The organism is Aromatoleum sp. (assembly GCF_032027225.1).
GTDB lineage: Bacteria > Pseudomonadota > Gammaproteobacteria > Burkholderiales > Rhodocyclaceae > Aromatoleum.
This window is the reverse complement of record NZ_JAVSMM010000003.1, coordinates 285,290-308,365: the sequence shown is the minus strand read 5'-3', so window position 1 is coordinate 308,365 and position 23,076 is coordinate 285,290. Positions and strand designations below refer to the sequence as shown.

Below are 23,076 nucleotides of genomic sequence, written 5' to 3'. Positions count from 1 at the left end.
GATGTCCTCGTCGGTCATCATCCCCGACCAGTCCTGGAACAGAAAATTGCACGGCGCCATCCCGTATCGGTTCTTCAGTACCGTCGAGCCGATCTTGATGGGTTCAAACAGGGCCTCGTATGCCATCTTTTTGTCTCCTTCCGTCTCCGAAAACTCGATTCTTCAAGAATCCCGCAGCGCCGCTGCCGGCTCCGCCGGGCCTGCGACCAGCCTTCCGACCGTAGCCTCATCCGCCGCACGGCCGGTATCGGGGTGCGCGATCGCGATTTCGTCGATGGGCAGCTTCCTCATGACTTCGCGCCCATCCTCGTCCCCACGACCGTCTCTTCGAGCTCGACTCGGCCGATCGAAGAGTCGATTGGACCGCGTACTTCGCTGCTCTTGGAAAAGATACTAACCGGTTAGATTGAACCGAGTCAAGACGCCGATCCCGATGGGGAGTCTTTCGCAGCTTAAAAGGGGCTTTTCCATCTTCCTATCGGCTCCACTGTAAAAGGAATGGTCGCGATTACACGGGGCGCCACAAGAAAAATTGATCGTCTCATGCGTTGACATGCCGAAAGCTAACCGGTTAGTATGTGTTCCACTAACCGACGAGGGAGGTAACACGGCATGGCAATTCCTGATCTGAACGAATGGTTGGCCCTTGCTGAAAGCGAAGGGGAGCTGGCCCGGGTAACCAAGAAGGTGGACTGGAATCTCGAGCTGGGCGGGATCGCCCAGGAAACTGCTAACCGCGGTGGGCCGGCGCTGTTGTTCGAGAACATCAAGGACTACGAGGACGGCACGTTCCGGCGCTTTTTTACCGGCGGACTCGCCACCTATTCGCGCATCGCGCTGATGCTCGGCCTGCCGAAGGACACGCCCTACAAGGAGTTGATTCGCGTCTGGCGGGAGCGCACGAAAAACCCGATCAAGCCGCGCATCGTCGATACCGGACCGGTCAAGCAGAACATCATCAAGGGCGATGACATCGACCTGACGAAATTCCCGGCGCCCTTGTGGCACAAGCTCGACGGGCATCGATACCTCGGCACGTTCGACGGCGTGATCACGAAGGACCGGGACTCGGACTGGATCAACGTCGGCAACTATCGCCGCGCGATTCACAACGAAAAACAGATGGGCATCGCGTTCACGATCGGCCAGCACATCTGGATGCACTGGCGCAGCTACCGCAAGCGCGGCGAGAACGTCCCGGTCGCGGTCGCGATTGGCTGGAACCCGCTGATGCCGGCGGTCTCGTGCTCGCACGTGCCGGTCGGCGTATGCGAGTACGACATCATGGGCGCGCTCGCCGGTGAGCCGGTCGAGCTCGTCAAGTGCGAGACCAATGACCTGCTGGTGCCGGCCTCCGCGCAGATCGTGATCGAGGGTGAGCTCGACACGAACATGGAGAACTTCATCAAGGAAGGTCCGTTCGGCGAATATACCGGCTACTACTGCACCGTGCCGCACACGCGCCCGGTGTTCAACGTCAAGTGCATCACCTACCGCAACGATCCGATTCTCGTCGGGACGCAGGAAGGCGTGCCGATCCTCGAAGACCACCGTATCTGCTCGGTGCACCACTCGGCGGCGATCTTCGACCTCCTCGAAGAGCGCATGAGCGGCATCAAGGCGGTCAACGTCGACCCGAGCACGGGCTGGACGAACGTGTTCGTGCAGATCGACAACAGCTACTACGGCCAGGTGCAGCAGGTCGCGGCGAACATCTGGAGCTCGGGCATTTCGACGATGGTCGGGAAGAACGTCTTCGTCTTCGACGAGGACATCGACATCTTTGATCTGAACAAGGTGATGTGGGCGATCGGTTATCGGCTCAAGCCCAGCAAAGACATCATCACCTTCCCCGGCTGGCATTCGCCGCTCGATCCGTCCGAGCACCCGAAGGATCGCGTCCACGAGGCGATCAAGAAGGGCGACCGCCTGTTGCTCGATTGCACGAAGCCGATCGACTGGCCGCGGACCCCCGACTGGTTCGGCGAGCGGTTCCCGCCGCTGGCCTACCCGGACGATGAAACGATGCGCAAGGTCCGGGAGAACTGGAACAGCTACGAGATCAAGGCCTGATCGTCGCGCACGGGGGCGGGCGGATCCGCCTCCGTGCGCGGGTAGCGGAACAACCACAACGGGGGCGATATGACCGACAGGAATACCGATTCGGCGTTGCTGCCGGCGTTGAAGAGCGGGCTGACGGGCGGCGTGATCGGGGCAGCACTGAGCGGCGCAGTCAATTACTTCGTCGCCCCGATGCCGGAAAGCCTGTTGGCAAATGCGCTCGGACACATGGTGAGCGGCGGGCTCAGCGGACTCCTTGCCGGTTTCATGGGGCTTTACAGCTGGATCCGCGGGCGCAGCGAACTCGCGCCTTCGCGCGGCCGGTAACGCGACGTTCCGTGCGGCGGCAATGGCGAGTGAGCCGGTGCGACAGGGGCAGGGGGCGTGTCGGGCATCGAGACCGATGCGCGCGATCGCGATGCTCCAGGCACTACGGCTCGAGCGAATCCGACCGGACATCGGGACATACGGACACGAGATCAGGGGGGCGGCCGGTGAGTAAGCAAAAAAACGATAGACGCTGCGGTTTTCATCGGTCGCTTGTCGTTGCGGCCTCGACAGCAGCGATGATGCCGACCGTCGGTAGTGCGGCGAGTTGGAACCTCGATAACGGCGTCAAGATCGACTGGACCAACTCGGTCCGCTACAACGCAGCCTTTCGCATGAAGGATCGCGACCGCGGGCTGATCGCCAATCCCGCGGTCAACCGGAACAGCCCCAATCTCGACGACGGTGACCAGAATTTCGACAAAGGATTGATCTCGAACCGCATCGAACTCTTCACCGAGCTCGACGCGGTCTCGGCCGGCGGGTGGGGCGGACGTGTGAGCGCGCTGGCTTTCTACGACACGGTCTATAACCGGTCGAATGACAACCCGGGTTTCGCCGGCGGCGCCTTCCCCAACCATACGTCGAGGGCGGCGAACGAATTCACCGATCGGACCCGCGACCAACTGGGGCGCGACGCCGAGATTCGCGACGCGTTCCTGTTCGGCTCGTTCGATCTCGGCGGGCGTCCCGGTTCGGTGCGCGTGGGCCAGTACGCGCTGGTCTGGGGTGAGAGCCTGTTCTTCGCCAACAATGCGATTGCCGGCGCGCAAAACCCGTTCGACGTCACGCGCCTGCTCGGTGACCCGACCGCGGAGGCGAAGGAATTCGTGCTGCCGGTGCCGCAGCTCTCGGCGCAGTGGCAAGTCACCGACGGCGTCACCGTCGCCGGCTACTACCAGTTCCGCCATCGTCGGAACCGGATCCCGGCGGTCGGCAGCTATTTTTCGGTCAGTGACACCGTCGGACAAGGGGCGGAGCGCCTGCTCCTCGGCCCGGGCGTGTCCGCTCCGCGTGAATCCGAGATGGAGGCGGATGACTCCGGCCAGTTCGGCTTGCAGCTTCGCTGGCGGATGGCCGAGACCGACTTCGGGCTCTACGCGCTGCGCTTCCACGACAAGGATTTCCAGCAGGTGACTCGGCTGGGTTTCATGCCCGGGGTTGGCGTGCTGCCGACCAGTTACTACCTCACCTATCCGGAGGACACGAAGCTCTACGGCTTCAGCGCGAGCCGGAGCTTCGGTGATGTGAACCTCGCGGTCGAGGCCTCGATCCGCAAGGATCAGGCGCTCGCGTCGAGTCACGCGGCGGACTCGTCGGGTTTGCCGTTTCCGGGAATGCCGGCGGCGAGCGACAACGACGGCAACCCCGCGTACGCGGTCGGCGATACGGCGCATATCAACCTGTCGACGATCTGGAGCATGCCGCGCACGCCGCTGTGGAACGAGGCCAACTTCATCGGCGAAGTGGCGTGGACGCGCTTGCTGAAGTGCAGGAAGAACTGTTCCTCGCCTGCGCCTGGCCAGCCCGCCGCGCGTGATCCGAATGCGACGCGCGATTCGGTTTCGCTGCGCGCCGTCCTCGAGCCGACCTACCGGCAGGTCGTCTCCGGCCTCGACATCAGCGTGCCGGTCGGCGTCGGCTACACGCCGAAGGGTTCGCGCAACATCCTCGGCCCGTTCTCCAATCCGCCCGAAGACGGCGGAGACGTCACCGTCGGCGTCACCGGCCTTTACATGAACGCGTGGGAAATCAACCTCGCCTACACCCACTACTTCGGTACGGCCGACCGGCTCGTCGACAACAACACGGACTTCACCTATCAGCAGTCGCGGCGCGACCGGGATTTCCTGTCCTTCACGGTCCGTTACAGCTTCTGATCAGAACAGCACGGAGGAGACACTCCATGAAGCACACGAAACTCGCCTTCACTCCGCTGGTGGCCGCATTTACGCTGTTCGCCGCCGCTCCGTCTCATGCCGCCGTCACGGCCGAGGAGGCTGCCACGCTGAAGGGAAAGCTCACCCCGTTCGGCGCCGAGAAGGCCGGCAATGTCGATGGCTCGATCCCGGCCTGGACGGGCGGCTTCACCACTGCCATTCCCGGCGACAAGCCGGAAGGGCGACGCGGCGACCCGTTCAAGGACGAAAAGCCGCTGTTCTCGATCACTGCGCAGAACATGGCCCAGCACGCCGCGCAGCTCACCGACGGCACCAAGGCGCTGCTGCAGAAGTACCCGAAGACCTTTCGTGTCGATGTCTATAAGACCCATCGCACCGCGGCCGCGCCGCAGTGGGTCTATGACAACACCTTCGCCAACGCCACCCGCGCGAAGATGAACGGCTACGCTCCGACGGGCGCCTTCGGCGGCATTCCGTTTCCGATTCCGCAGAAGGGCGAGGAGGTGATCTGGAACCACGCGCTGCGCTGGCGCGGCGAGCGTTTCGAGCACACGTCCAACTGGTATCAACTGCTGTCCGACGGCCGCGCGGTGATGGTGACCGACGGCCTCACGTACGAACAGCTTCCGTACTACATGAAGGACAGCTCGCTCGAGGCCTTCAATAACGGCGACAACCCGTTCTGGCAAGTCGCGATCCGCAACCTCGGCCCGGCGCTGCGCGCGGGCGAGGCGCTGCTCGCGCACGAGTACCTCGACCAGTCCAAGCTGCAGACCTGGGTGTACCTGAGGGGCCAGCGTCGCGTGCGCAAGCTGCCGAACGCATGCTGCGACACGCCGACCCCGGCCGCCGCCGGCGTGATGGCTTTCGACGAGATCTACACCTGGACCGGGCGCCTCGACCGCTTTGACTGGAAGCTCGTCGGCAAGGAGGAAAAATACGTCCCGTACAACACCAACCGGCTGCTTCAGCCGACGCGGGACGAGGATGTGATCAACGGCTCGCACCTGAACCCGGACCACATGCGCTGGGAAAAGCACCGTGTGTGGGTCGTCGAAGCCACGCTGCGCGACGGCGAACGCCACCAGACGCCGAAGAGCCGCTACTACTGCGACGAGGACACCTGGATCTGCGTGCTCGCCGACCGCTGGGACGCCAAGGGTCAATTGTGGCGCACGCTGTGGTCGAACACTTTTGTCGCGCCGGACATTCCGGCGGTCGTGATCGGCTCCTTCGGCTACAACGATGTGCTCGACGGCTCGGGTTTCGTCGCGCAGCTCTACAACACGAAATCGGCGCAATACGTCGTCAAGCACGGACGCTCGGACGCCGAGTTCACGGCCGATGCGATGGCCGGAAGCAGCGTCCGCTGAGCCGCCTCACCATGAAATCGAGGCACTCCGGGACGGGATGCGCGCTACTGTGTTCGATGGCGCTGATCGCAAGCGCTGCGGCCGCGCCGCTGGCAGCGGTCGCCGGCGAAGCGCTCGTGCGCCCGGCCGTCGCAGCGGTCGCACCGCAGTCCGCGGTGATGCTGGCCGCGGCGAGCGCGGGCGATCGGGTCGTGGCGGTCGGTGAGCGCGGACTCGTGATCCTTTCCGACGACGACGGAAAGTCCTGGCGACAGGCGAAATCGCCGGTGAGCGTCACGCTGACCGCATTGCGCTTTGCCGATGCGAAGCGCGGTGCCGCCGTGGGGCATGGCGGCGTCGTGCTCGTCACGATCGACGGTGGTCAAACCTGGCAGCTGCGCCTGGATGGGCGCGAGGCCGCGCGGCTGGCTCGCGTTGCGGCCGAGGCCTCCGGCAACGCCGAGCGCATCGCCGCGGCGCGGCTGCTCGTCGAGGAGGGGGCGGACAAACCCTTCCTCGATCTCGAGCTGAAGGCCAACGGCGAGCTGATGGTGTTCGGCGCGTACGGCCTCGCGTTCGCGTCGGACGACTTCGGCGCCAGCTGGACGTCGATGATGAGCCGCCTCGACAACCCGGAAGGCCTGCATCTGAACGCGGTGCGGGCGCGCGGCGAGCGCATCGTGATTGCCGGGGAGCGCGGGCTGGTGTTGCAGTCGGATGATCGCGGCGCGACCTTCCGCCGCGTCGACACCCCCTACGACGGCAGCTTCTTCGCCGTCGAACTCCCCGCCGACGGCGAAATCCTGCTCGCCGGCTTGCGCGGCAACGTCTGGCAAAGCCATGACCGGGGCCAGAGCTGGGAACAGGTGTCCTGTCCGGTGCCCGCCTCGATCACCGGGTCGACGCTGCGCGCCGGCGGTGGCGTGCTGCTCGCGTCCCAGGCCGGATACATCCTCGAACAGCCGGCGGGCGGATCACTGCGTGCGATCAACGCGGCCCCGCTGCCGGCGCTCAGCCAGGTTCTGCAGCTGAAAGACCATCGCCTCATCGCATTGAGCGAGCGCGGTGTGCTGAGTCTCGATCTTCAGGCGCTTTCGAAGGAGGACGTCAAGTGATGCTTCCCAATTCCGCCGCGCCGCAGGAATCCGCTCGCGACTTCGACCCCCGCTCGGGCCTTTTGCTCGAACGGCTCCTGTTCCGGAATCGCATGGTCGTCATGCTGCTCTGCGTCGCGGCGACGGTGTTTTTCGCCCTTCAGTTGAGCAAGCTAGAGGTGTCGGCGAGCTACGAGAAGATGATCCCGCAGGGGCATCCCTTCATCCAGAACTACCTGGCGCACCAGAACGACCTCGTCGGTCTCGGCAATGCGGTGCGCATCGCGCTGGCGGCGCCGGAAGGTTCGACGATCTACGACGCGCGCTACATGGAGGCGCTGCGCGAACTCAACGACGAGATCTTCTCGCTCCCCGGGGTCAATCGCCTGCAGATGCGCTCGCTGTGGACCCCCTCGACGCGCTGGCGGGGCGTGACCGAGGTCGGCCTCGAAGGCGGGCCGGTGATCCCGGACGGCTACGACGGGTCGGCGGAAAGCCTTCGGCGCCTCGCGGCGAACATTGCCCGCTCGGGGGAAATCGGCCAGCTCGTCGCCGAGGACGGACGTTCGACGGTGATCTTCGTGCCACTGCTGGCCACCGACGCCGCGAACCGTCCGCTGAACTATGCGGAGCTGTCGCAGCAGCTCGACACGATCCGCGCGAAGTACGAAGCGCAGGGCTACCCGATGCACATCACGGGTTTCGCGAAGGTGGTCGGCGACCTGATCGACGGCGTGCGCGCGGTGCTGATCTTCTTCGCGATCACCGTGCTGATCGGCGCGGCGGTGGTGTTCTGGTTCACGCGCTGCATCCGCGCGACGGCGGCGGTGGTCGTCGCGTCGCTGGTTGCCGTGCTGTGGCAACTCGGCATGTTGCCGACGCTCGGCTATGTGCTCGATCCGTTCTCGATCCTCGTTCCGTTCCTGGTGTTCGCGATCGGAATGAGCCACGGCGCGCAGAAGATGAACGGCATCGCGCAGGACATTGGGCGCGGAATGAGCCGACTGGTCGCGGCGCGATTGACGTTCCGGAGGCTCTTCTGGACCGGTCTGACCGCGCTGCTCGCCGACGCCGTGGGCTTCGCCGTGCTGTTGATCATCGACATCCAGGCGATCCGCGAGCTTGCGGTGGCCGCGTCGATCGGGGTCGCGATGCTGATCGTCACGAACCTGATCCTGCTGCCGATCATCCTCAGCTATATCGGCATCGACCAGGACGCGGCCGAGCGCAGCCTGCGGGCCGAAGTCGCGGATATGACCGGGGGAAGAAAGCACCCCGCGTGGCGATTCCTGGATCTCTTCACCCGGCGCCGCTGGGCCGCCGGGGCGATCGCGGTGAGCACCGTGCTCGCGGTCGCTGGCCTTGCGGTGTCGTCCCAGGTGCAGATCGGCGACCTCGACGCCGGCGCGCCGGAGCTGCGGCCCGATAGTCGCTACAACCGCGACGTCGCCTTCATGACGGGAACTTACGGCGCTTCGAGCGACGTGTTCGCGATCATGGTCGAGACGCCGAAAGGCTACTGCTCGGACTACGACACGCTCGCGAAGGTCGATGCACTCGAATGGGAGCTGCGCCAGCTCGAGGGGGTCGAGAGCACCAACACGCTGTCGCTGCTCAACCGCCGGATGCTCGTCGGGCTGAACGAGGGCAACCCGAAGTGGTACGAGCTGCTGCCGAACCAGTCGATGCTCAACGCCGTCACCGCGGGCGCGCCGCGCGGCTTGTACGACGAGAGCTGTGCGCTGCTGACGATGTACGTGTATCTGCGCGACCACAAGGCCGCAACGCTCGAGCGCGTCGTGAATCACGTCGAGGCTTTCGCCGCGGCGAACAACACCGAGAACGTCCGCTTCATCCAGGCGGCGGGCTCGGCGGGCATCGAGGCGGCGACGAACATGGTCGTGCGCGACGCATGGCGAAAGATGACGCTGCTCGTCTATGCCGCGGTCGCGGCGCTGATTCTCTTCAATTTCCGCTCGTGGCGGGCGGTCGTCGTCGCGGTCCTGCCCTTGGCACTGACCTCGATCATCGCCGAAGCGCTGATGGTCGTGCTCGGAATGGGCGTCAAGGTCGCGACGCTGCCGGTGATCGCGTTGGGCGTCGGTATCGGCGTGGATTACGCGCTGTATATCCTTGCCGTCGCGCTCAGCCAGTTGCGGGCCGGCAAGAGCCTGTCCGAAGCGTATTACCGGACGCTGCTCTTTACCGGCCGCATCGTGATGCTGACCGGCATCACTCTCGCGATCGCGGTCATGACGTGGGTTGCGAGTCCGGTGAAGTTTCAGGCGGACATGGGATTGCTGCTCGCGTTCATGTTCCTGTGGAACATGCTCGGCGCGATGGTCCTGCTGCCGGCGCTCGCGCATTTCCTGCTGAAACCGCAGGCCAGTCCGGCCAGAAGCACCGCTGTCCCGCAGGAGGCCGCTGGTCGTACGCCTGGTTACGAGCGGAGTTCGGCGTGCGCGCTGATCTCTCCGGAAGTGATTCCCGTCGGATCCGAGAGGTGAATAAAGTGACTTACGAGACCATTTGCTACAACAAACAGGACCGGGTGGCGACGATCACGCTGAACCGGCCGAATCAGAAGAATGCGATCAACCTGCAGATGCTGAGGGAGATCTCGCGGTGCTGCGACGAGATCAGCGCCGATCCCGAAGTCCACGTGGTAATCCTGACCGGCGGAGACGGCGTGTTCTGTGCGGGCGGTGATATCGCGATGCTTGCGTCGCTCGGTACTCCCGCCAAGGCGCAGGATTTCGTCGCCTTTTCAAGATCGGTTTTCGGCAAGCTCCACAATTTGCCGCGACCGGTCATCGCGGCCGTGAATGGGCCGGCGCTCGGCGGCGGGTGCGAACTCGCGCTTGCCTGCGATTTGCGGATCGCGTCGCAGAGCGCGACATTCGGCCAATTGGAGATCCGCTTCGGTATTCTCCCGGGCGCTGGCGGAACGCAGCGGCTGCCCCGCATCGTCGGCCTGGCGCACGCCAAAGAACTGCTCTATAGCGGCGACATCATAGATACAGCGGAAGCGTACCGGATCGGTCTGGTCAACCGGATCGCGCCCGACGCAGCCCTGGCCGACGAGGCGATGGCCTGGGCGCGCAAATTGGCCCGATTGCCTCAGCTCGCGCTGCGGCTGACGAAGAACGCCGTCAATGACGGCACCGACGTCGCCCTCGAAACCGGGCTCGCGCTCGAAGCTCGCTGCTTCGAAATGGTGTTCTCGAGCCGGGACCAGAAGGAGGGCCTGAACGCGTTTCTCGAAAAGCGGCGGCCCGTCTTCGTCGGCGATTACGACGAACCGCACGCCTGACAAAGGCTCGTGCACTCTTTAACCCCTGACGTAAAAAGGCGTCTTCATGAAAAAAGAAACCACAGAGAAACGGATCCTGAACGCAGCGCTCGAGCTCTTCGTTCGCAATGGATTTCACGGCACGTCGATCGACGACATCATGTCGAAAGTCGGCTATACGAAAGGCGCGTTCTATAGCCACTTCGGCGGCAAGGACCAGCTGTTCATGAGATTGCTGGACGAATACCGGCTGCATTTCATCGGTGGACTGACGAAGGCGATCGACGAGGAACAAGGGAACGCGCTCGACAAGCTCCACACCGTAATCAGTTTTCTCGCGAAGTTCGCTTCCGAGAACACCTACATGTGCGTGTTCCTGACATTCCTCACGACGGAATTGAACACGGACGTCGATTTCGAGCCCGCGCTGAAGAAAATCTACATCGAATACCAGAAGATCATCAGCGGCGTGATCAGGCAAGGGCAGAAGCAGCGCCTCTTCAATGAGGGCGATCCCGATCTCGTAGCGCTGACCTTCATGGCGCTGCACGACGGAGTGTTGCACCAGTGGATGCTGAACCGTCAGTACATCGACGGCGAGGCCTTCGTGCGCACCTTCCGCAGCATTCTGTTCAATGGCGTCCTCAGTCCCGAGGCCGCTGAGAAGGACGGTGCGGGGAATAGCCGTGCGCGAGCTGCCGTCTGACGAATTAACCCCTCCTGCGCAATGGCGGCCGTCGCGCCTCCTGATCCGGGATTGCGCCGCGAAGGAGGTGGTCGCCGCGTTTTCTCGCGTCGCTGCAACGGGGCCGTGAACGCGGGGGAATGCGTTACGCGGCCCCTGAAGGATTCGACATACGGCTTACGGTGGCTGTCACCGATGCTGCGCGAACGAAGTTCCGGATTGAAATCGTCCCTGGAATTGAAGAAGGAGTATCGGCATATGGAAAGGCAGACGTCCGTCAGGCAGATCGATCTGGGAGAAGGGCTCTTCATTCGCCCGAAATCACCGTCGCAGGAGCCGCACCTTCTGGGAAGCCGGTGCACGAACTGTAAAGAGGTGATTTTTCCCAAGCAGCGCCGCTGTGCGAATTGCTCCTCGGAAGCAATCGAGGAAATTGCGCTGAGCCCTAGGGGAAAGCTGCATTCGTTCACAAACGTCAATTATCCCGTCCCGGATGGCTACAAGGGACCGGTGCCGTACGGGGTGGGAATGGTGGAATTGCCCGAAGGCGTGAGGGTGATGTCCCATTTGACGGAAAGCGACCCTAACAAGCTGTTTGTCGGCATGGACATGGCGTTGGTCATCGACAAGCTGTTCGAAGACGAAGACGGCACCGAGGTCATCGGCTTCAAGTTCAAACCGATTCTGGGCTGAGTGCCCCGACAGGCGAAGCATCGCCTGAGTCGGGATCGCAACGGACATCGAGCGGCGTTCAATAAGGAAGACGAAATCATGCGAGACGTAGTGGTCTGTGGCGTCGGGCTTCACAAGTTCGGGCGATTCCCGGACAAGACTTTCGAGGATCTGGGGCAGGAAGCCGTGCTCGCGGCGCTGAAGGATGCGCACGACATGCCGTGGAAGGACGTGCAGATGGCGTTCTGCGGCACGATGCACGGCGGCACCGCGGCCGGCCATCGCGTGCTGTCGGGCATCGGGCTGACGGGAATCCCGATCGTCAACGTCGAGACCGGTTGTGCGTCCGGCAGCAGCGCTTTCGTCCTGGCCTGGCAGCAGATCGCCGCGGGCTTCTGCGATACCGCGATCGTGATCGGCGTCGAGAAGATGCCGCGTGGCTTCATGCGCATGACCTCGTATCCGCAATGGCAGGTGCTGAGCGGCCTGGCGATCAATCCGCTTGAGTTTTCATTGCGCGCGACGCGGCATATGGCCGAATACGGCACGACGATTGAGCAATTGGCGAAAGTGTCGGTGAAAAGCCACCGCAACGGCGCGCTCAATCCCTACGCGATGTACCGGAAAGCGATGACGATGGAGGAAGTCCTCGCGTCGAAAATGGTGTGTTATCCGCTGCGCGTGATGGAGTTCGCGGCGCCGGGAGAAGGCGCGGGTGCGGTCATTCTGAGTAGCAGCGACGTCGCGAAGAAATACACCCACAAGCCGGTCAAAGTCGCGGCGGCCTGCATGGGCGTCGCGAAATACGGCACATCGCGCGTGGGCGGCGGCATCGGCCAGATGGGCCACAGCGCGCGAATCCACAACACCGAGGTCGTCACCGCGCTGTCGCAGCAGGCTTACGAATTCGCCGGGATCGGGCCCGAGGATCTCGATGTCGTCGAATTGCAGGACACCGATTCGAGTTCGGAAATCATTCTTTATGAGCAACTCGGACTGTGCAAACTGGGCGAAGGCGCCCGCCTGATCGACGAAGGGCGAACCGAGCTGACGGGCGACATTCCCGTGAATCCGGGCGGAGGAATCCTGTCATGCTCGGAGCCGACCGGCGCATCCGCACTGCGGCAGATCGCCGAACTCACCTGGCAGCTTCGCGGCGACGCCGGCGCGCGTCAGATCGTCGGCGCGCGCAATGGTCTGGCCCAGGCCTCGGGTGCGGGTGGCAATTGCACGGTCGCGATCCTCGCAAGCTAGCGCGCAGGTTCGCCCCGACGTCAGCCGGGACGATTGCCGGCGATCAGATCTGACAGGAATCGGTCATGGATTTCGAGTTCACGCAGGAAGAAAAGGAATACCAGAAGGAAGTCCGGTCCTTTTTACAGCGCGAAGTGACCGCCGAGGCTGCGCACGAGCATCACTCCGGAGAGGGGCTCGGGCCCCATTCACGGGCGCTGCTGCGGAAGATGGGCCAGCAGCGGCTGCTCGCCCCGACTTGGCCGAAGCAATACGGCGGGCGCGAACTGTCGCCGGTCACCCGCTTCATCCTCAGCGAGGAAATGGCCTATCACGACGCGCCGTATCCCTTGACCTTTCTCGAGGTCGCCGGCCCTGGCATTCTCCATTTCGGCACCGAAGAGCAGAAGGCGACGTATCTGACGCGGATCACGAGCGGCGAAATCGAATTCGCGACCGCCTATACGGAGCCCGGCGCGGGGTCGGACGTCGCGGCGCTCACGCTGTATGCCGAAGCGCGCGGCGACACCTATGTCCTGAATGGGCAAAAGACTTTCAGCTCGCACGCGCATCATTGCGACTTCATTTGGCTGGCGGTCAGAACCGACAAGACCGTGCCGAAGCACCGGGGCATTTCGATTTTCATCGTCGACCCGAACACGCCCGGCATCACGGTGCGGCCGCTGCACACGATGGCCGGCGTGCGGGCGAACGAAATCTTTTTCGACGACGTCGTCGTGCCGGCGAACAACCTGGTCGGCGAAAAGAACCGCGGCTGGGATTACATGGTCGGCGCGCTGAATTACGAACGGGGCGGCACGGTGGGCGATCTTCAGCGCCCGTTCGACGAGCTCGTCGAGTTCGTGGCGGAGCGTCGGCGCGCGGGCAAGATCACTGCCGAGGACGACTGGATCGCCGAAGAACTCGCGCGCGTCGCGACGGAGCTGCACATCGCGCGCTTGCTGATCTACAAGGTCGCCGAAATCCAGGAACAGAAGGGCAATCTCACCTACGAGGCGTCGCTCGGCAAGCTGTATGCGTCGCAGGTTCGCGAGCGCCTGTTCAATGTCGCGATGCAGATCCTCGGCCCGTACGGGCAGCTGTGCGACTGGTCGAAATGGATTCCGCTGCACGCCAAGATCCAGAAGCTCTTTCTCGACGCCCCGCGCTGGAGCATCGTCGCCGGCGCGTCCGAGATCCAGCGCAACATCATGGCCATCCGCGGCCTCGGCCTTCCCGCGAAATAGTCCGGCAGGTGACACGACATGCACTTGAATTTGACGTATCAGCAGGAGATGGTGAGGGAGGTCGCGCGGGACTTCATGCGGGACAAGTTCCCGAAGGAAGTGCGCAAGCGCCTCGACGAAGGGGAATCGGGACATTCGCCCGAGATCTGGCAGGAGATGGCCGAACTCGGCTGGATGGGGCTGGTCTTTCCCGAAGAATACGGCGGGGCGGAAATGGGCTTCATCGAGCTCGCGATACTGCTCGAGGAGATGGGCAAGGTCCGTCCGGTGAGCCCGTTCTTCTCGACCGTCGTGCTCGGCGGCCTGCCGATCCTCGACGCCGGCAGCGACGAGCAAAAACGCGCGTATCTGCCCGCGATTGCAGCCGGAGAAGCGATCTGGACGCTGGCATTGGCGGAAGAGAGTGGGCGCTACGACGCCGCTGCGGTCGCAATGACTGCGACGGTCGACGGTGACAGCTACATCCTCGACGGCACCAAGCTGTTCGTACCCGATGCGCACATCGCCGATTACCTGCTGTGCGTGGCGAGGACCGGCAATGGCGCGAGGCCGGAAGACGGGATCACGGTTTTCATCGTCGATACGAAGAGTGACGGCGTCCGTTGCACGCCGTACCGCACGCTCGACAACAACCGGCTGTGCGAAGTCGTGTTTTCCAGGGTGCGGGTGCACGCGGCCGACGTGCTCGGACGGGCGGGCGAAGGCTGGGATCTCGTCCAGGCCTTGCTCGACAAGGCGGCCGTCGCGAAATGCTGCGAGATGTCGGGCGGCGCGCGACGGGTGCTGGACATGACCATCGAGTACGCTAAGGAAAGAAAGCAGTTCAACCGGCCGATCGGAAGCTTTCAGGCGGTCCAGCATCATTGCGCGAACATGCTCTCGGACGTCGATTCGTCGTGGCTGATCAGCTACGAGGCGGCGTGGCGGATAAGCGCCGGCTTGCCCCACGCGGTGGAAGCGGCGATGGCGAAGGCTTGGGTCAGCGACGCGTACCGGCGGGTGCTCGCGCTCGGGCACCAGGTGCATGGGGGCGTCGGCCTGATCGACGAGCACGATCTGCCGCAGTATTTCAGGAGCGCGAGCGCGGCCGAGGTGGCCTTCGGTGACGCGCGGTTTCATCGCAAACAACTCGCTCAGCGGCTCGGATACTAGGCGCGACCGGTAGTGACCGGCCGTTTTTCCTGTCCGCGCCGGTCCTGTCCTGCGACTTTTTCAGCTTGTTTTCGGCCCGGGCGAGTTGTGGTCTTACCGCCACCGTCGCCCGCATGGGAATGTGCGCGACGTCCAGCAAAGCGGCAGCGGCAGGTCTGCTATAAAAACTAACCGGTCAGTATGAAACACTAAAATGAGATCGTTCCCTGGCGTCTGTCAGGCCGTGATGAGAGCAGATCATATGTCTAAATAACGCAGCAAATATAGGAATTGCGCCGTGACGGGCAGGGTCAGTGGAAAGGCGAAAAAGCAAAGATATTTCTTGAGTAATTAAATCTAACCGGTTAGTATGTTGTTAAGGAGGGTTCAGAGATGACGGTAAGACTGGCACCGAAGCTCACCTTTGGCGGTGGTGGACTCGACTGGAGCGAAGGCATCAATTTCGCGCGGATGCGCGAGGAGCGGCATGCGAAGGCGCGTGCGTCGCTGAAGAAGCATGGCATCGCTGCCTGCCTCGTCTTCCGGCCCGAGAACATCCGCTACGCAACCGGTGCGCGGGGCCTCGAGTTCATCGACCAGACCCGCTACACGCTGCTCGCCGAAGGGCACGCTCCGATCCTGTACGAACCCCATCGGAGCGTTCACGGCATTCATCCGTGGATCGATCCGGACAACATCCGGCAGGCTTACCACTGGGCCAACGGCGCGCCCGGACCGGCGGCGACGCAGGCCACCGCGAAGCGGTTCGCGGCGCAGATCAAGAGCCAGTTGAAGGAGTTCGGGCTCGAAGGCGAGAAGCTCGGGATCGACCGCATCGATGAGCCGGGGCGGCGGGCGCTGGAGGAGGCGGGGATTCACCTGGTGGATGTCATGCCCGCGATGCTCGAGGCGCGCGCGGTCAAGACGAAGGACGAGATCAACTGCCTGCGCATGGCGACCGCGATCGCCGAGGTCGGCTGGTGTGCGATCTACGACAAGTTGCGCATCGGCGTAACCGACCGGGAACTCGTCGCGGTGGCGAACGAGGCGATGTACAAGGCCGGCGCCGAGGAAATCTGGGGCGTGCTGGTGAGTTCCGGCGGATCGGGGTCCGGGACGACGGACAAGATAGTGCAGCCCGGCGACATCGTGACCGTCGATTTCGTCCGCAGCACCTACATGGGCTACAACACCTGCTACTACCGCAACGCGATCGTCGGCCAGAAACCGTCGCAGAAAGTACGGGATCTGCACCGACGCGAATACGAGCGTATCTACCGTGCGCTCGAAGCGATCAAGCCCGGCGCGTCCACCGCCGACGTCGCGGTGCTGTGGGATACCGCGGAACAGAAAGGAGCGAAGTCCGAGCAGGAAGTGTGGTGCGACGACATGGCGCACGGCCTCGGACTGTGGCTGTACGAGTACCCAGTCATCAATCGCCTCTGGTCGCTCGAACATCCGCAGATTTTCCAGCCCGGCATGGCGATGGCGATCGAGGCGCTCGACCCCATCGACCCCACGGTGGGCCGCGTGAAACTCGAAGAAATGATCGTCGTGACCGAAGACGGCGTCGAGGTCATGAGCAAGCTGCCGATCGAGGAAATCATGGTTGCGCACCCGCTGCTGACGGGCTGATTGAAGAAGCGCATATTGTTGGATGGCAAGCTGATGACTCGCGCGGGTGCGAGCCGGACCCTTCGGTTTTGCCCCCGATCCGCCTGTCGAAGGACGTTCGCAGGGCTTCGACTAGCGCCGCACCAATGGTATGCGTTGCAGGATTGATCGCACCGACTCGAAACACACGGAATGGACACCGAAGGAGACAAAAAGATGGCATACGAGGCCCTGTTTGAACCCATCAAGATCGGCTCGACGGTACTGAAGAACCGATACGGGATGGCGCCGTGCAATTTTCTGTTCCAGGACTGGTCGGGGATGATGACCGACGAGGACATCGCGTATTACGTGGCGCGGGCCAAGGGCGGCTCGGGCGTGTGCATCGTCGGGGCGATCCTCAACACGGATTTCGGCAAGAAGTACGCGAACATCCCGTGGCTCTACCTGACGAGCATCGAGCACGTGCCGGGGATGGCGATGCTGGCCGAGAGCATCCGGGTCGGCGGCTCGCAGCCCTTCATCCAGCTCTTGCCCTCGACCGGCAGCCGTGCGACGCCGATGTCGGGCGCGCAGCCGATCGCGCCGTCGGCGGGCGTCACGTATGAATTCGGCACCGATGAATCGCACGGCGCCGCCTCGCGCATCCTCAAGAACCGCCTCCAGGGCAAGTGGCTGAAAGACGAATACACGAAGCACCCCGAGCCGCGCGAGATCACCACCGACGAGATGCAGCAGCTCATCGACGAGGCTTCGCGCAACGCCAAGCTCGCGGTGCTGGCGGGCTACGAGGGGATCGAGCTGCACCTGTGCCACCACTACATCCTCGACCAGTTCCGCGATCCGCGCTTCAACAAGCGCACCGACAAGTACGGTGGCAGCCTCGAGAACCGCAACCGCTTCATCGTCGAGTACTCGGCCGCGGTGATCGCCTCGATCCGCGAGGAGCGCCCCGACATGACGATCGGCGTGCGCGTGGGCAGCGAATGCGGCGGCTCGGGCGGCTACACGCTCGACGACACGAAGTATCTGGCCGGGCAGCTGCAGGAGCTCGGCATCGACTACTGGCACACCTCGATCGGCTTCCCGCCGATCCCGAAGGCGAAGATGGATTCGCCCGAGGACGGCGGCTACCTGCCGTGGTCGATCGAACTGAAGAAGGTGCTGAAGGTGCCGGTGATGACGCCGGGGGTGCACAGCCCGCAACTGGCCGAGCAGGCGATCCGCGAAGGCTGGACCGACGTCGTCACGCAGGGGCGCACACTCGTCGCCGACCCGGAGCTGCCGAACAAGGTGCAGCAGAACCGCGTCGACGACATCGTCAAATGCACGAAGTGCAACCTCTGTTGGGTCGGCTTCGAGCTGTGCCTGCCGGGCCGCTGCGACGTCAATCCGCAGATGGGCCGCGAGAAATACAACCCCGATTACCTGCTCAAGGAAGGCTTCCGCGGCCCGGCGATGCTGCCTCACGTGCTGAGGAAGTAAGCCGACGTCCGTACCGTTGTCCGGAGTGCCGCAGCCAGCAGGGGGTACAACCCTGCGGTTGCGCAACTGTAGCGGATGCTTTCAGCGTGTGTTCAGGCTGGAAGTCTCAAGTTTTCAGCAACATCAGACAGATGGCAGCGGCAGATGCGCTCCAGCCTCGGTAGCTACGACGTATTGCCGCGGAAATCGAAGCTCTGCCCAAATCGCTTTTTTGGCTCGAATCAAGGAGGAAATTGTCGTGGCAACGTTCATCACCGAAGAATGCATCAACTGCGGCGCCTGTGAAGCCGCCTGTCCGAATGGCGCGATCTTCGCCGGCGGCGCGAAGTACGAACTCGACGGACGAACCCACGCGGCGCTGTCTCCGCATCTCTATTACATCGTTCCGGAAAAATGCACCGAGTGCGTCGGTCATTTCGGCGTCGAGCAGTGCGCCGCCCTGTGTCCGGCGGACTGTTGCATCCCGGACCCGAAGCGCCCGGAAACCGAAGAACAGCTTTTCGAGCGCGCGAGGCAGTTGCACCCGGGGCGCGAATTCGCTTCGTTGAACCTGATGACGTCACGCTTCCGAAACGGCAAATAGCTCATTCCGGGATATCCGGCGGCACGAATTCGAACCCATCGGCGTCCGCGGCGCTCTCCTGAACGCGGCGCCCGAGCGCGCCGTGCCCAGCTGCCCTACCCGTAACGTGAAGAGCCGACTTGCCACCCGACGTCCGCGCCACGCGACCTCCGCGATGTGTTGGACGACCGCCCGCAGAGTGCGGTCACTCTAAATCGCTAGTCCCGCCCTTCTCGTGTCCGAGCGGGCGCCGTAACGGGAGCCGAAGATGGACACTCCGATTTCGGAAAGACGCCGCCAAGGCGAGAGGTATACGCAATGCGATCTCGACTACGACAACGAGCGGTTCGCATCCTCCGGCGGGCTAAGCCAGCACAATCGCGAAGCGGGATTCCAGCCGGCCTTCCAGGACACCGAGAGCGGTTGCGTCTACCGGTCCCGTTTTTCCGACGGCAACCCGGCACCGATCCATCTCCTCGACGGATTGCCGAGAGCACTCCGACAGGACAATGGCGACGGAACAGCGCGCTCCTACAAGCCGACGCTCGTGGCCGGCTTTCTGCGCGCTGATCGTTTCTATACCCGAGAGCAAGCGGCACAGGCACTGATCACGCGTTCTCATTCGCAACCGATTTAATGGGGAGGCGATCGCCCGAACATATCCGCCCCCTTCTCAGCGCATCGGGAAAAGCCGCGAAAACTCGCATAAATGCGGCATTTCGATCGTCTTGGACGGCTGGGCTCGCACCGGAGCTTCGCCGGGCGAGGATATTTTCTTGGGACCCCGCCTAGCACCGCCGGCGGATGCGGGCAGTTACGACACGCGGGCCAAAGAGGCGAGTCCGCGCTGCCGAGGAGGTTCGGTCAAGCCGTCGAGACAATCGACAGGCCCAGCGCAGCGAAGCCCTTGAACAGCGCGACGATGCTCTTGCCGTCGGTAATCTCTCCGGCGTCGATTGCGCCAATCGCCTCGTCGACCGTGAGGCTAAGGACTTCCAGGAATTCGCCTTCATCGAGCGCGTGGCCGACATGCGTGAGTTCGCGCGCCAGAAAGATCTCGATCCGTTCGTCCGAGTATCCGATGCACGGATGCATCACGCCGAGATACTGCCATTGCGTAGCCTCGTAGCCGGTCTCCTCACGGAGCTCACGGCGGGCACATTCGAGCACATCCTCGCCGGCGTCGATCTTCCCAGCTGGCAGTTCAAGGAATGCCCGGCGCAACGGATACCGGTACTGACGTTCGAACAACAACGACCCGTCGGGAAGAACGGCGAGGACGACCACCGCGCCGGGGTGCCTGACATACTCGCGAAGCGACTCCTTCCCGTCCGGGAGTCGGACGCGATCTCGCCGAACCTTCAACAACACCCCGTCGAAAACGGGGGTCGACTCCAGTTCGGCTTCCTCCAGATCGATTTCAGAGCGAGGCGAGGAGCGCATAGGCGCAAAGCGACATCAATCCCTGCGGCAGCAGCCCGAGCACCGCAACTGCCAGACCGTTCGCGGAGAGGAGCACCCGGACGCCGGCCGGCGCGCGCAGCGGCGCAGTGTCGACCGGTTCGTCGAAGTACATCATCTTCACGACGCGCAGGTAGTAGTACGCCCCCACCACCGACATCAGGACGGCGAGTACCGCGAGCCAGACGTATCCCGCGGCAACCACGGCTTGCAGCACCGCGAGTTTCGCGAAGAAGCCGATGAAGAACGGGATGCCGGCCATCGAGAACATCGTGATCATCATCAGCGCCGCGAACCACGAGCTACGCTTGTTCAAGCCCTTGAAGTCATCGATATTCTCGGCCTCGAAACCCGCCCGCGACAGTAGCAGGACCATTCCGAACGACGCGAGCGTCATGATCACGTAGGCGATCGCGTAGAACATCGCAGAACTGTAGGCGTTCAGCGCGAAGTGACGATCCCCGTCCACCACGCCGGAGAGCAATCCGAGAAGCACGAATCCCATGTGCGAGATGCCGGAATACGCAAGCATCCGCTTGATGTTCGACTGGGCGATCGCCGCGAGGTTGCCGAGGATGATCGACAGTACCGCCATGAACATCAGCATCGACTGCCATTGCTCGGCGAGTTCGAACAGACCGTACACCAGCAAACGCATTGCCATCGCAAACGCCGCAAGCTTCGGCGCCGAAGAGACCATCAGCGTGACCGCCGTCGGCGCTCCCTGATAAACGTCGGGCACCCACATATGGAAAGGCACGACGCCGAGCTTGAACGCGATGCCCGCCAGCAGGAATACGAGCCCGAACAACAGCACCGTCTTGTTCGCCGCCTGGTGATAGATCGACTGCGCAATACCCGAAAGCTCCAGGCTGCCGGTCGCGCCGTAGACCATTGACATCCCGTACAGCAGCAGGCCGGAAGCGAGCGCACCGAGCACGAAATACTTCATCGCCGCTTCGGTGGAACGAGCCGAATCGCGATCGAATGCCACCATGCCGTACAGCGACAGCGACATCATCTCGAGCCCGATGTAGAGGGGGAGCAGATGGTTCGACGTAACCATCACCATCATCCCGAGGGTCATCAGCAGCGAGAGCAAATAGTATTCGGGCCGGTCGATGTTGCGATCGGCTAGATACCCACGCCCGTACAGCAATGCTGTCGCGACGGTGAAATAGATGACCAGTTTGAGGAAGTCACCCATCAGGTCCGAAATGAACATGTTGCTGAAGGTGAAGCTCACCTGGCCGTCCATTGTCGCGATCGTCACGAACGCAGCGCCAATGAGGGTCAACTGCGTTAGGTAGTACGCGAGACTCCGCGCAATGCTGCGCGCGAAAGTCGTGGCAAGCATGATTACCAGCGCCATCACCGCGACAAAAATCTCGGCAGCTGCGGGGTAGAAGTCGGGAATGACGAAATTCATCTTCTGACCAATCCGAAAAAGTGTCTCGCGTGCTCGGTTAGAGCTTGCTCACGGCGACGTGCCGCAAAAGTTCGCTGACCGAAGCGTGCATGACTTCGGTGAATGGGAACGGGTAGAGGCCCATCGCCAGCACGCACAGTGCGAGGATGCTGAGGAACAGGAACTCGCGGCCGCCGATGTCCTCCAGTGCGGCCACACGGTCGTTGGCGACGGCACCGAAAATGACCCGCTTGTACATCCACAGGGTGTACGCCGCTCCGAGAATGAGGGTGATCGCGGCACCGAACCCAACCCAGAAATTGAACTGAACCGCGCCGAGCACAACCATGAACTCGCCGACGAAGCCGCTAGTACCGGGCAGACCCGCGTTCGCCATCGAGAACAGCATGAAGAAGGCAGCGAATTTCGGCATCGTCTTCACGACGCCGCCGTAATCAGCAATGTTCCGCGAATGCATCCGGTCATACAGTACGCCGATGCAGAGGAACATCGCGGCCGAGACGAACCCGTGCGAGATCGCCTGCACGATCGCGCCCTCAAGACCGACCTGATTGAACATGAAGAATCCGAGCGTGACGAAACCCATGTGGGCGATCGACGAATAGGCCACGAGCTTTTTCATGTCCGTCTGGACCAACGCGACGAAGCCGATGTAGATCACCGCGATCAGCGACAACACGATCATCATCGGCGCCAACGCGTGCGCTGCATCGGGAACGATCGGCAGCGAAAAGCGCAGAAAGCCGTAGGCGCCGAGTTTCAGGGCTATCGCGGCCAGCACCACCGATCCTCCCGTAGGCGCTTCTACGTGCGCGTCGGGCAGCCACGTATGGACCGGCCACATCGGCACCTTGACCGCGAACGCCGCCAGGAAAGCCCAGAAAATCAGCGTCTGCGCGTCCATTCCCAGCGGGAGCTGATGCCAGTCGAGGATGTTGAAGCTGCCACCCGCCTCCATGAACAGGTAAAGCATCGCGACGAGCATCAGCAACGAGCCGAGCAGCGTGTAGAGGAAAAACTTGATTGCGGCATAGACGCGGTTCGGGCCGCCCCAGATGCCGATAACGAGGTATAGCGGGATCAGCGAGGCCTCGAAGAAGGTGTAGAAGAGGACCGCGTCGAGCGCCGCGAAAATTCCGTTCATCAATCCCGACATGATCAGGAACGCCGCCATGTACTGCGCGACCTTCTCCTGGATCACCTGCCAGCCCGCGATCACGACGATGACCGTAACGAACGCGTTCAGCAGAATGAACATGACGGAAAGGCCGTCGACCCCGAGGTGGTAATTGATGTTGAACCGGGGAATCCACGGAAGCACTTCGGCGAACTGCATCGCGCTCGTGCTGACGTCGAAGAGCGTAAAGAGCGGCAGCGTGACCACGAAGCCGGCAATCGCCACGAACAGGGCGAGCACCCGCGCGAGCGGCGCGTTTCGATCCGAACCGGTCGCTAGGACGAGCAATCCGCCGAGGATCGGAATCCAGATCGCGAGGCTGAGAAATGGCAAACCCGTCATCGTTACTTTCC

19 protein-coding genes are annotated in these 23,076 nt (G+C 62.9%); 16 read left to right on the top strand and 3 right to left on the bottom strand.

Annotated elements, in window-relative coordinates:
* Positions 1-612 precede the first annotated feature (612 nt).
* The 16 genes from ROZ37_RS06230 (at position 613) to ROZ37_RS06155 (ending at position 19,293) form a co-directional block, all read left to right on the top strand.
* Positions 613-2,073, top strand: a complete 1,461-nt coding sequence (locus tag ROZ37_RS06230; protein WP_312658312.1) for a UbiD family decarboxylase — start codon at positions 613-615, stop codon at positions 2,071-2,073.
* Positions 2,074-2,142: 69 nt separating this feature from the next.
* On the top strand, positions 2,143-2,388 hold the full coding sequence (locus tag ROZ37_RS06225; protein WP_312658311.1) for a hypothetical protein: 246 nt from the start codon (positions 2,143-2,145) through the stop codon (positions 2,386-2,388).
* Positions 2,389-2,399: 11 nt separating this feature from the next.
* Positions 2,400-4,268 carry a DUF1302 domain-containing protein gene (locus tag ROZ37_RS06220; RefSeq protein WP_312658310.1) on the top strand — a complete coding sequence of 623 codons (1,869 nt, stop codon included), beginning with the start codon at positions 2,400-2,402 and terminating at the stop codon, positions 4,266-4,268.
* 26 nt (positions 4,269-4,294) lie between these two features.
* Positions 4,295-5,662: a DUF1329 domain-containing protein gene (locus ROZ37_RS06215; protein ID WP_312658308.1), complete on the top strand. Its 1,368-nt coding sequence runs from the start codon at positions 4,295-4,297 to the stop codon at positions 5,660-5,662.
* Between the two features lie 11 nt (positions 5,663-5,673).
* Positions 5,674-6,756, top strand: a complete 1,083-nt coding sequence (locus ROZ37_RS06210; RefSeq protein ID WP_312658306.1) for a YCF48-related protein — start codon at positions 5,674-5,676, stop codon at positions 6,754-6,756.
* A complete protein-coding gene (locus ROZ37_RS06205) occupies positions 6,756-9,242 on the top strand; it encodes an MMPL family transporter (protein WP_312658305.1) in 2,487 nt (828 codons plus the stop codon). The genes ROZ37_RS06210 and ROZ37_RS06205 overlap by 1 nt, the downstream gene beginning before the upstream one ends.
* Entirely contained in the window at positions 9,194-10,048 is an 855-nt protein-coding gene (locus ROZ37_RS06200) for an enoyl-CoA hydratase/isomerase family protein (protein WP_312658304.1), read from the top strand. Before ROZ37_RS06205 ends, ROZ37_RS06200 begins: the two co-directional genes overlap by 49 nt.
* Before the next feature lie 46 nt (positions 10,049-10,094).
* On the top strand, positions 10,095-10,733 hold the full coding sequence (locus ROZ37_RS06195) for a TetR/AcrR family transcriptional regulator (protein WP_312658303.1): 639 nt from the start codon (positions 10,095-10,097) through the stop codon (positions 10,731-10,733).
* A gap of 237 nt (positions 10,734-10,970) precedes the next feature.
* On the top strand, positions 10,971-11,405 hold the full coding sequence (locus tag ROZ37_RS06190) for a Zn-ribbon domain-containing OB-fold protein (RefSeq protein WP_312658302.1): 435 nt from the start codon (positions 10,971-10,973) through the stop codon (positions 11,403-11,405).
* Between the two features lie 78 nt (positions 11,406-11,483).
* Complete coding sequence (locus ROZ37_RS06185; protein ID WP_312658301.1) at positions 11,484-12,638, top strand: thiolase family protein; 1,155 nt, start codon at positions 11,484-11,486, stop codon at positions 12,636-12,638.
* A gap of 65 nt (positions 12,639-12,703) precedes the next feature.
* Positions 12,704-13,864 (top strand): acyl-CoA dehydrogenase family protein, encoded by a 1,161-nt coding sequence (locus ROZ37_RS06180; RefSeq protein WP_312658300.1) that lies wholly within the window; start codon positions 12,704-12,706, stop codon positions 13,862-13,864.
* 18 nt (positions 13,865-13,882) lie between these two features.
* Complete coding sequence (locus ROZ37_RS06175) at positions 13,883-15,016, top strand: acyl-CoA dehydrogenase family protein (protein WP_312658299.1); 1,134 nt, start codon at positions 13,883-13,885, stop codon at positions 15,014-15,016.
* Between the two features lie 372 nt (positions 15,017-15,388).
* Positions 15,389-16,630 (top strand): Xaa-Pro peptidase family protein, encoded by a 1,242-nt coding sequence (locus ROZ37_RS06170; protein WP_312658298.1) that lies wholly within the window; start codon positions 15,389-15,391, stop codon positions 16,628-16,630.
* A 195-nt stretch (positions 16,631-16,825) separates the two neighbouring features.
* Positions 16,826-18,094, top strand: coding sequence for an NADH:flavin oxidoreductase (locus ROZ37_RS06165; RefSeq protein ID WP_312658297.1), 1,269 nt, complete (start codon positions 16,826-16,828; stop codon positions 18,092-18,094).
* Positions 18,095-18,332: 238 nt separating this feature from the next.
* Positions 18,333-18,677 carry a 4Fe-4S dicluster domain-containing protein gene (locus tag ROZ37_RS06160; RefSeq protein WP_312658296.1) on the top strand — a complete coding sequence of 115 codons (345 nt, stop codon included), beginning with the start codon at positions 18,333-18,335 and terminating at the stop codon, positions 18,675-18,677.
* 247 nt (positions 18,678-18,924) lie between these two features.
* Complete coding sequence (locus ROZ37_RS06155) at positions 18,925-19,293, top strand: hypothetical protein (RefSeq protein WP_312658295.1); 369 nt, start codon at positions 18,925-18,927, stop codon at positions 19,291-19,293.
* Between the two features lie 227 nt (positions 19,294-19,520).
* Here the strand turns inward: ROZ37_RS06155 and ROZ37_RS06150 are convergent, their stop codons facing one another.
* From ROZ37_RS06150 to ROZ37_RS06140, 3 genes are read right to left on the bottom strand one after another with little or no spacing between them, the layout of a single operon-like run.
* Positions 19,521-20,099 (bottom strand): NUDIX hydrolase, encoded by a 579-nt coding sequence (locus ROZ37_RS06150; protein WP_312658294.1) that lies wholly within the window; start codon positions 20,097-20,099, stop codon positions 19,521-19,523.
* The gene (gene nuoN / locus ROZ37_RS06145; protein WP_312658293.1) at positions 20,077-21,546 is read right to left on the bottom strand and encodes an NADH-quinone oxidoreductase subunit NuoN; all 1,470 of its coding nucleotides are present in this window, start codon (positions 21,544-21,546) and stop codon (positions 20,077-20,079) included. The genes ROZ37_RS06150 and nuoN overlap by 23 nt, the downstream gene beginning before the upstream one ends.
* 37 nt (positions 21,547-21,583) lie before the next feature.
* A complete protein-coding gene (locus tag ROZ37_RS06140) occupies positions 21,584-23,065 on the bottom strand; it encodes an NADH-quinone oxidoreductase subunit M (protein ID WP_312658292.1) in 1,482 nt (493 codons plus the stop codon).
* Positions 23,066-23,076 lie beyond the last annotated feature (11 nt).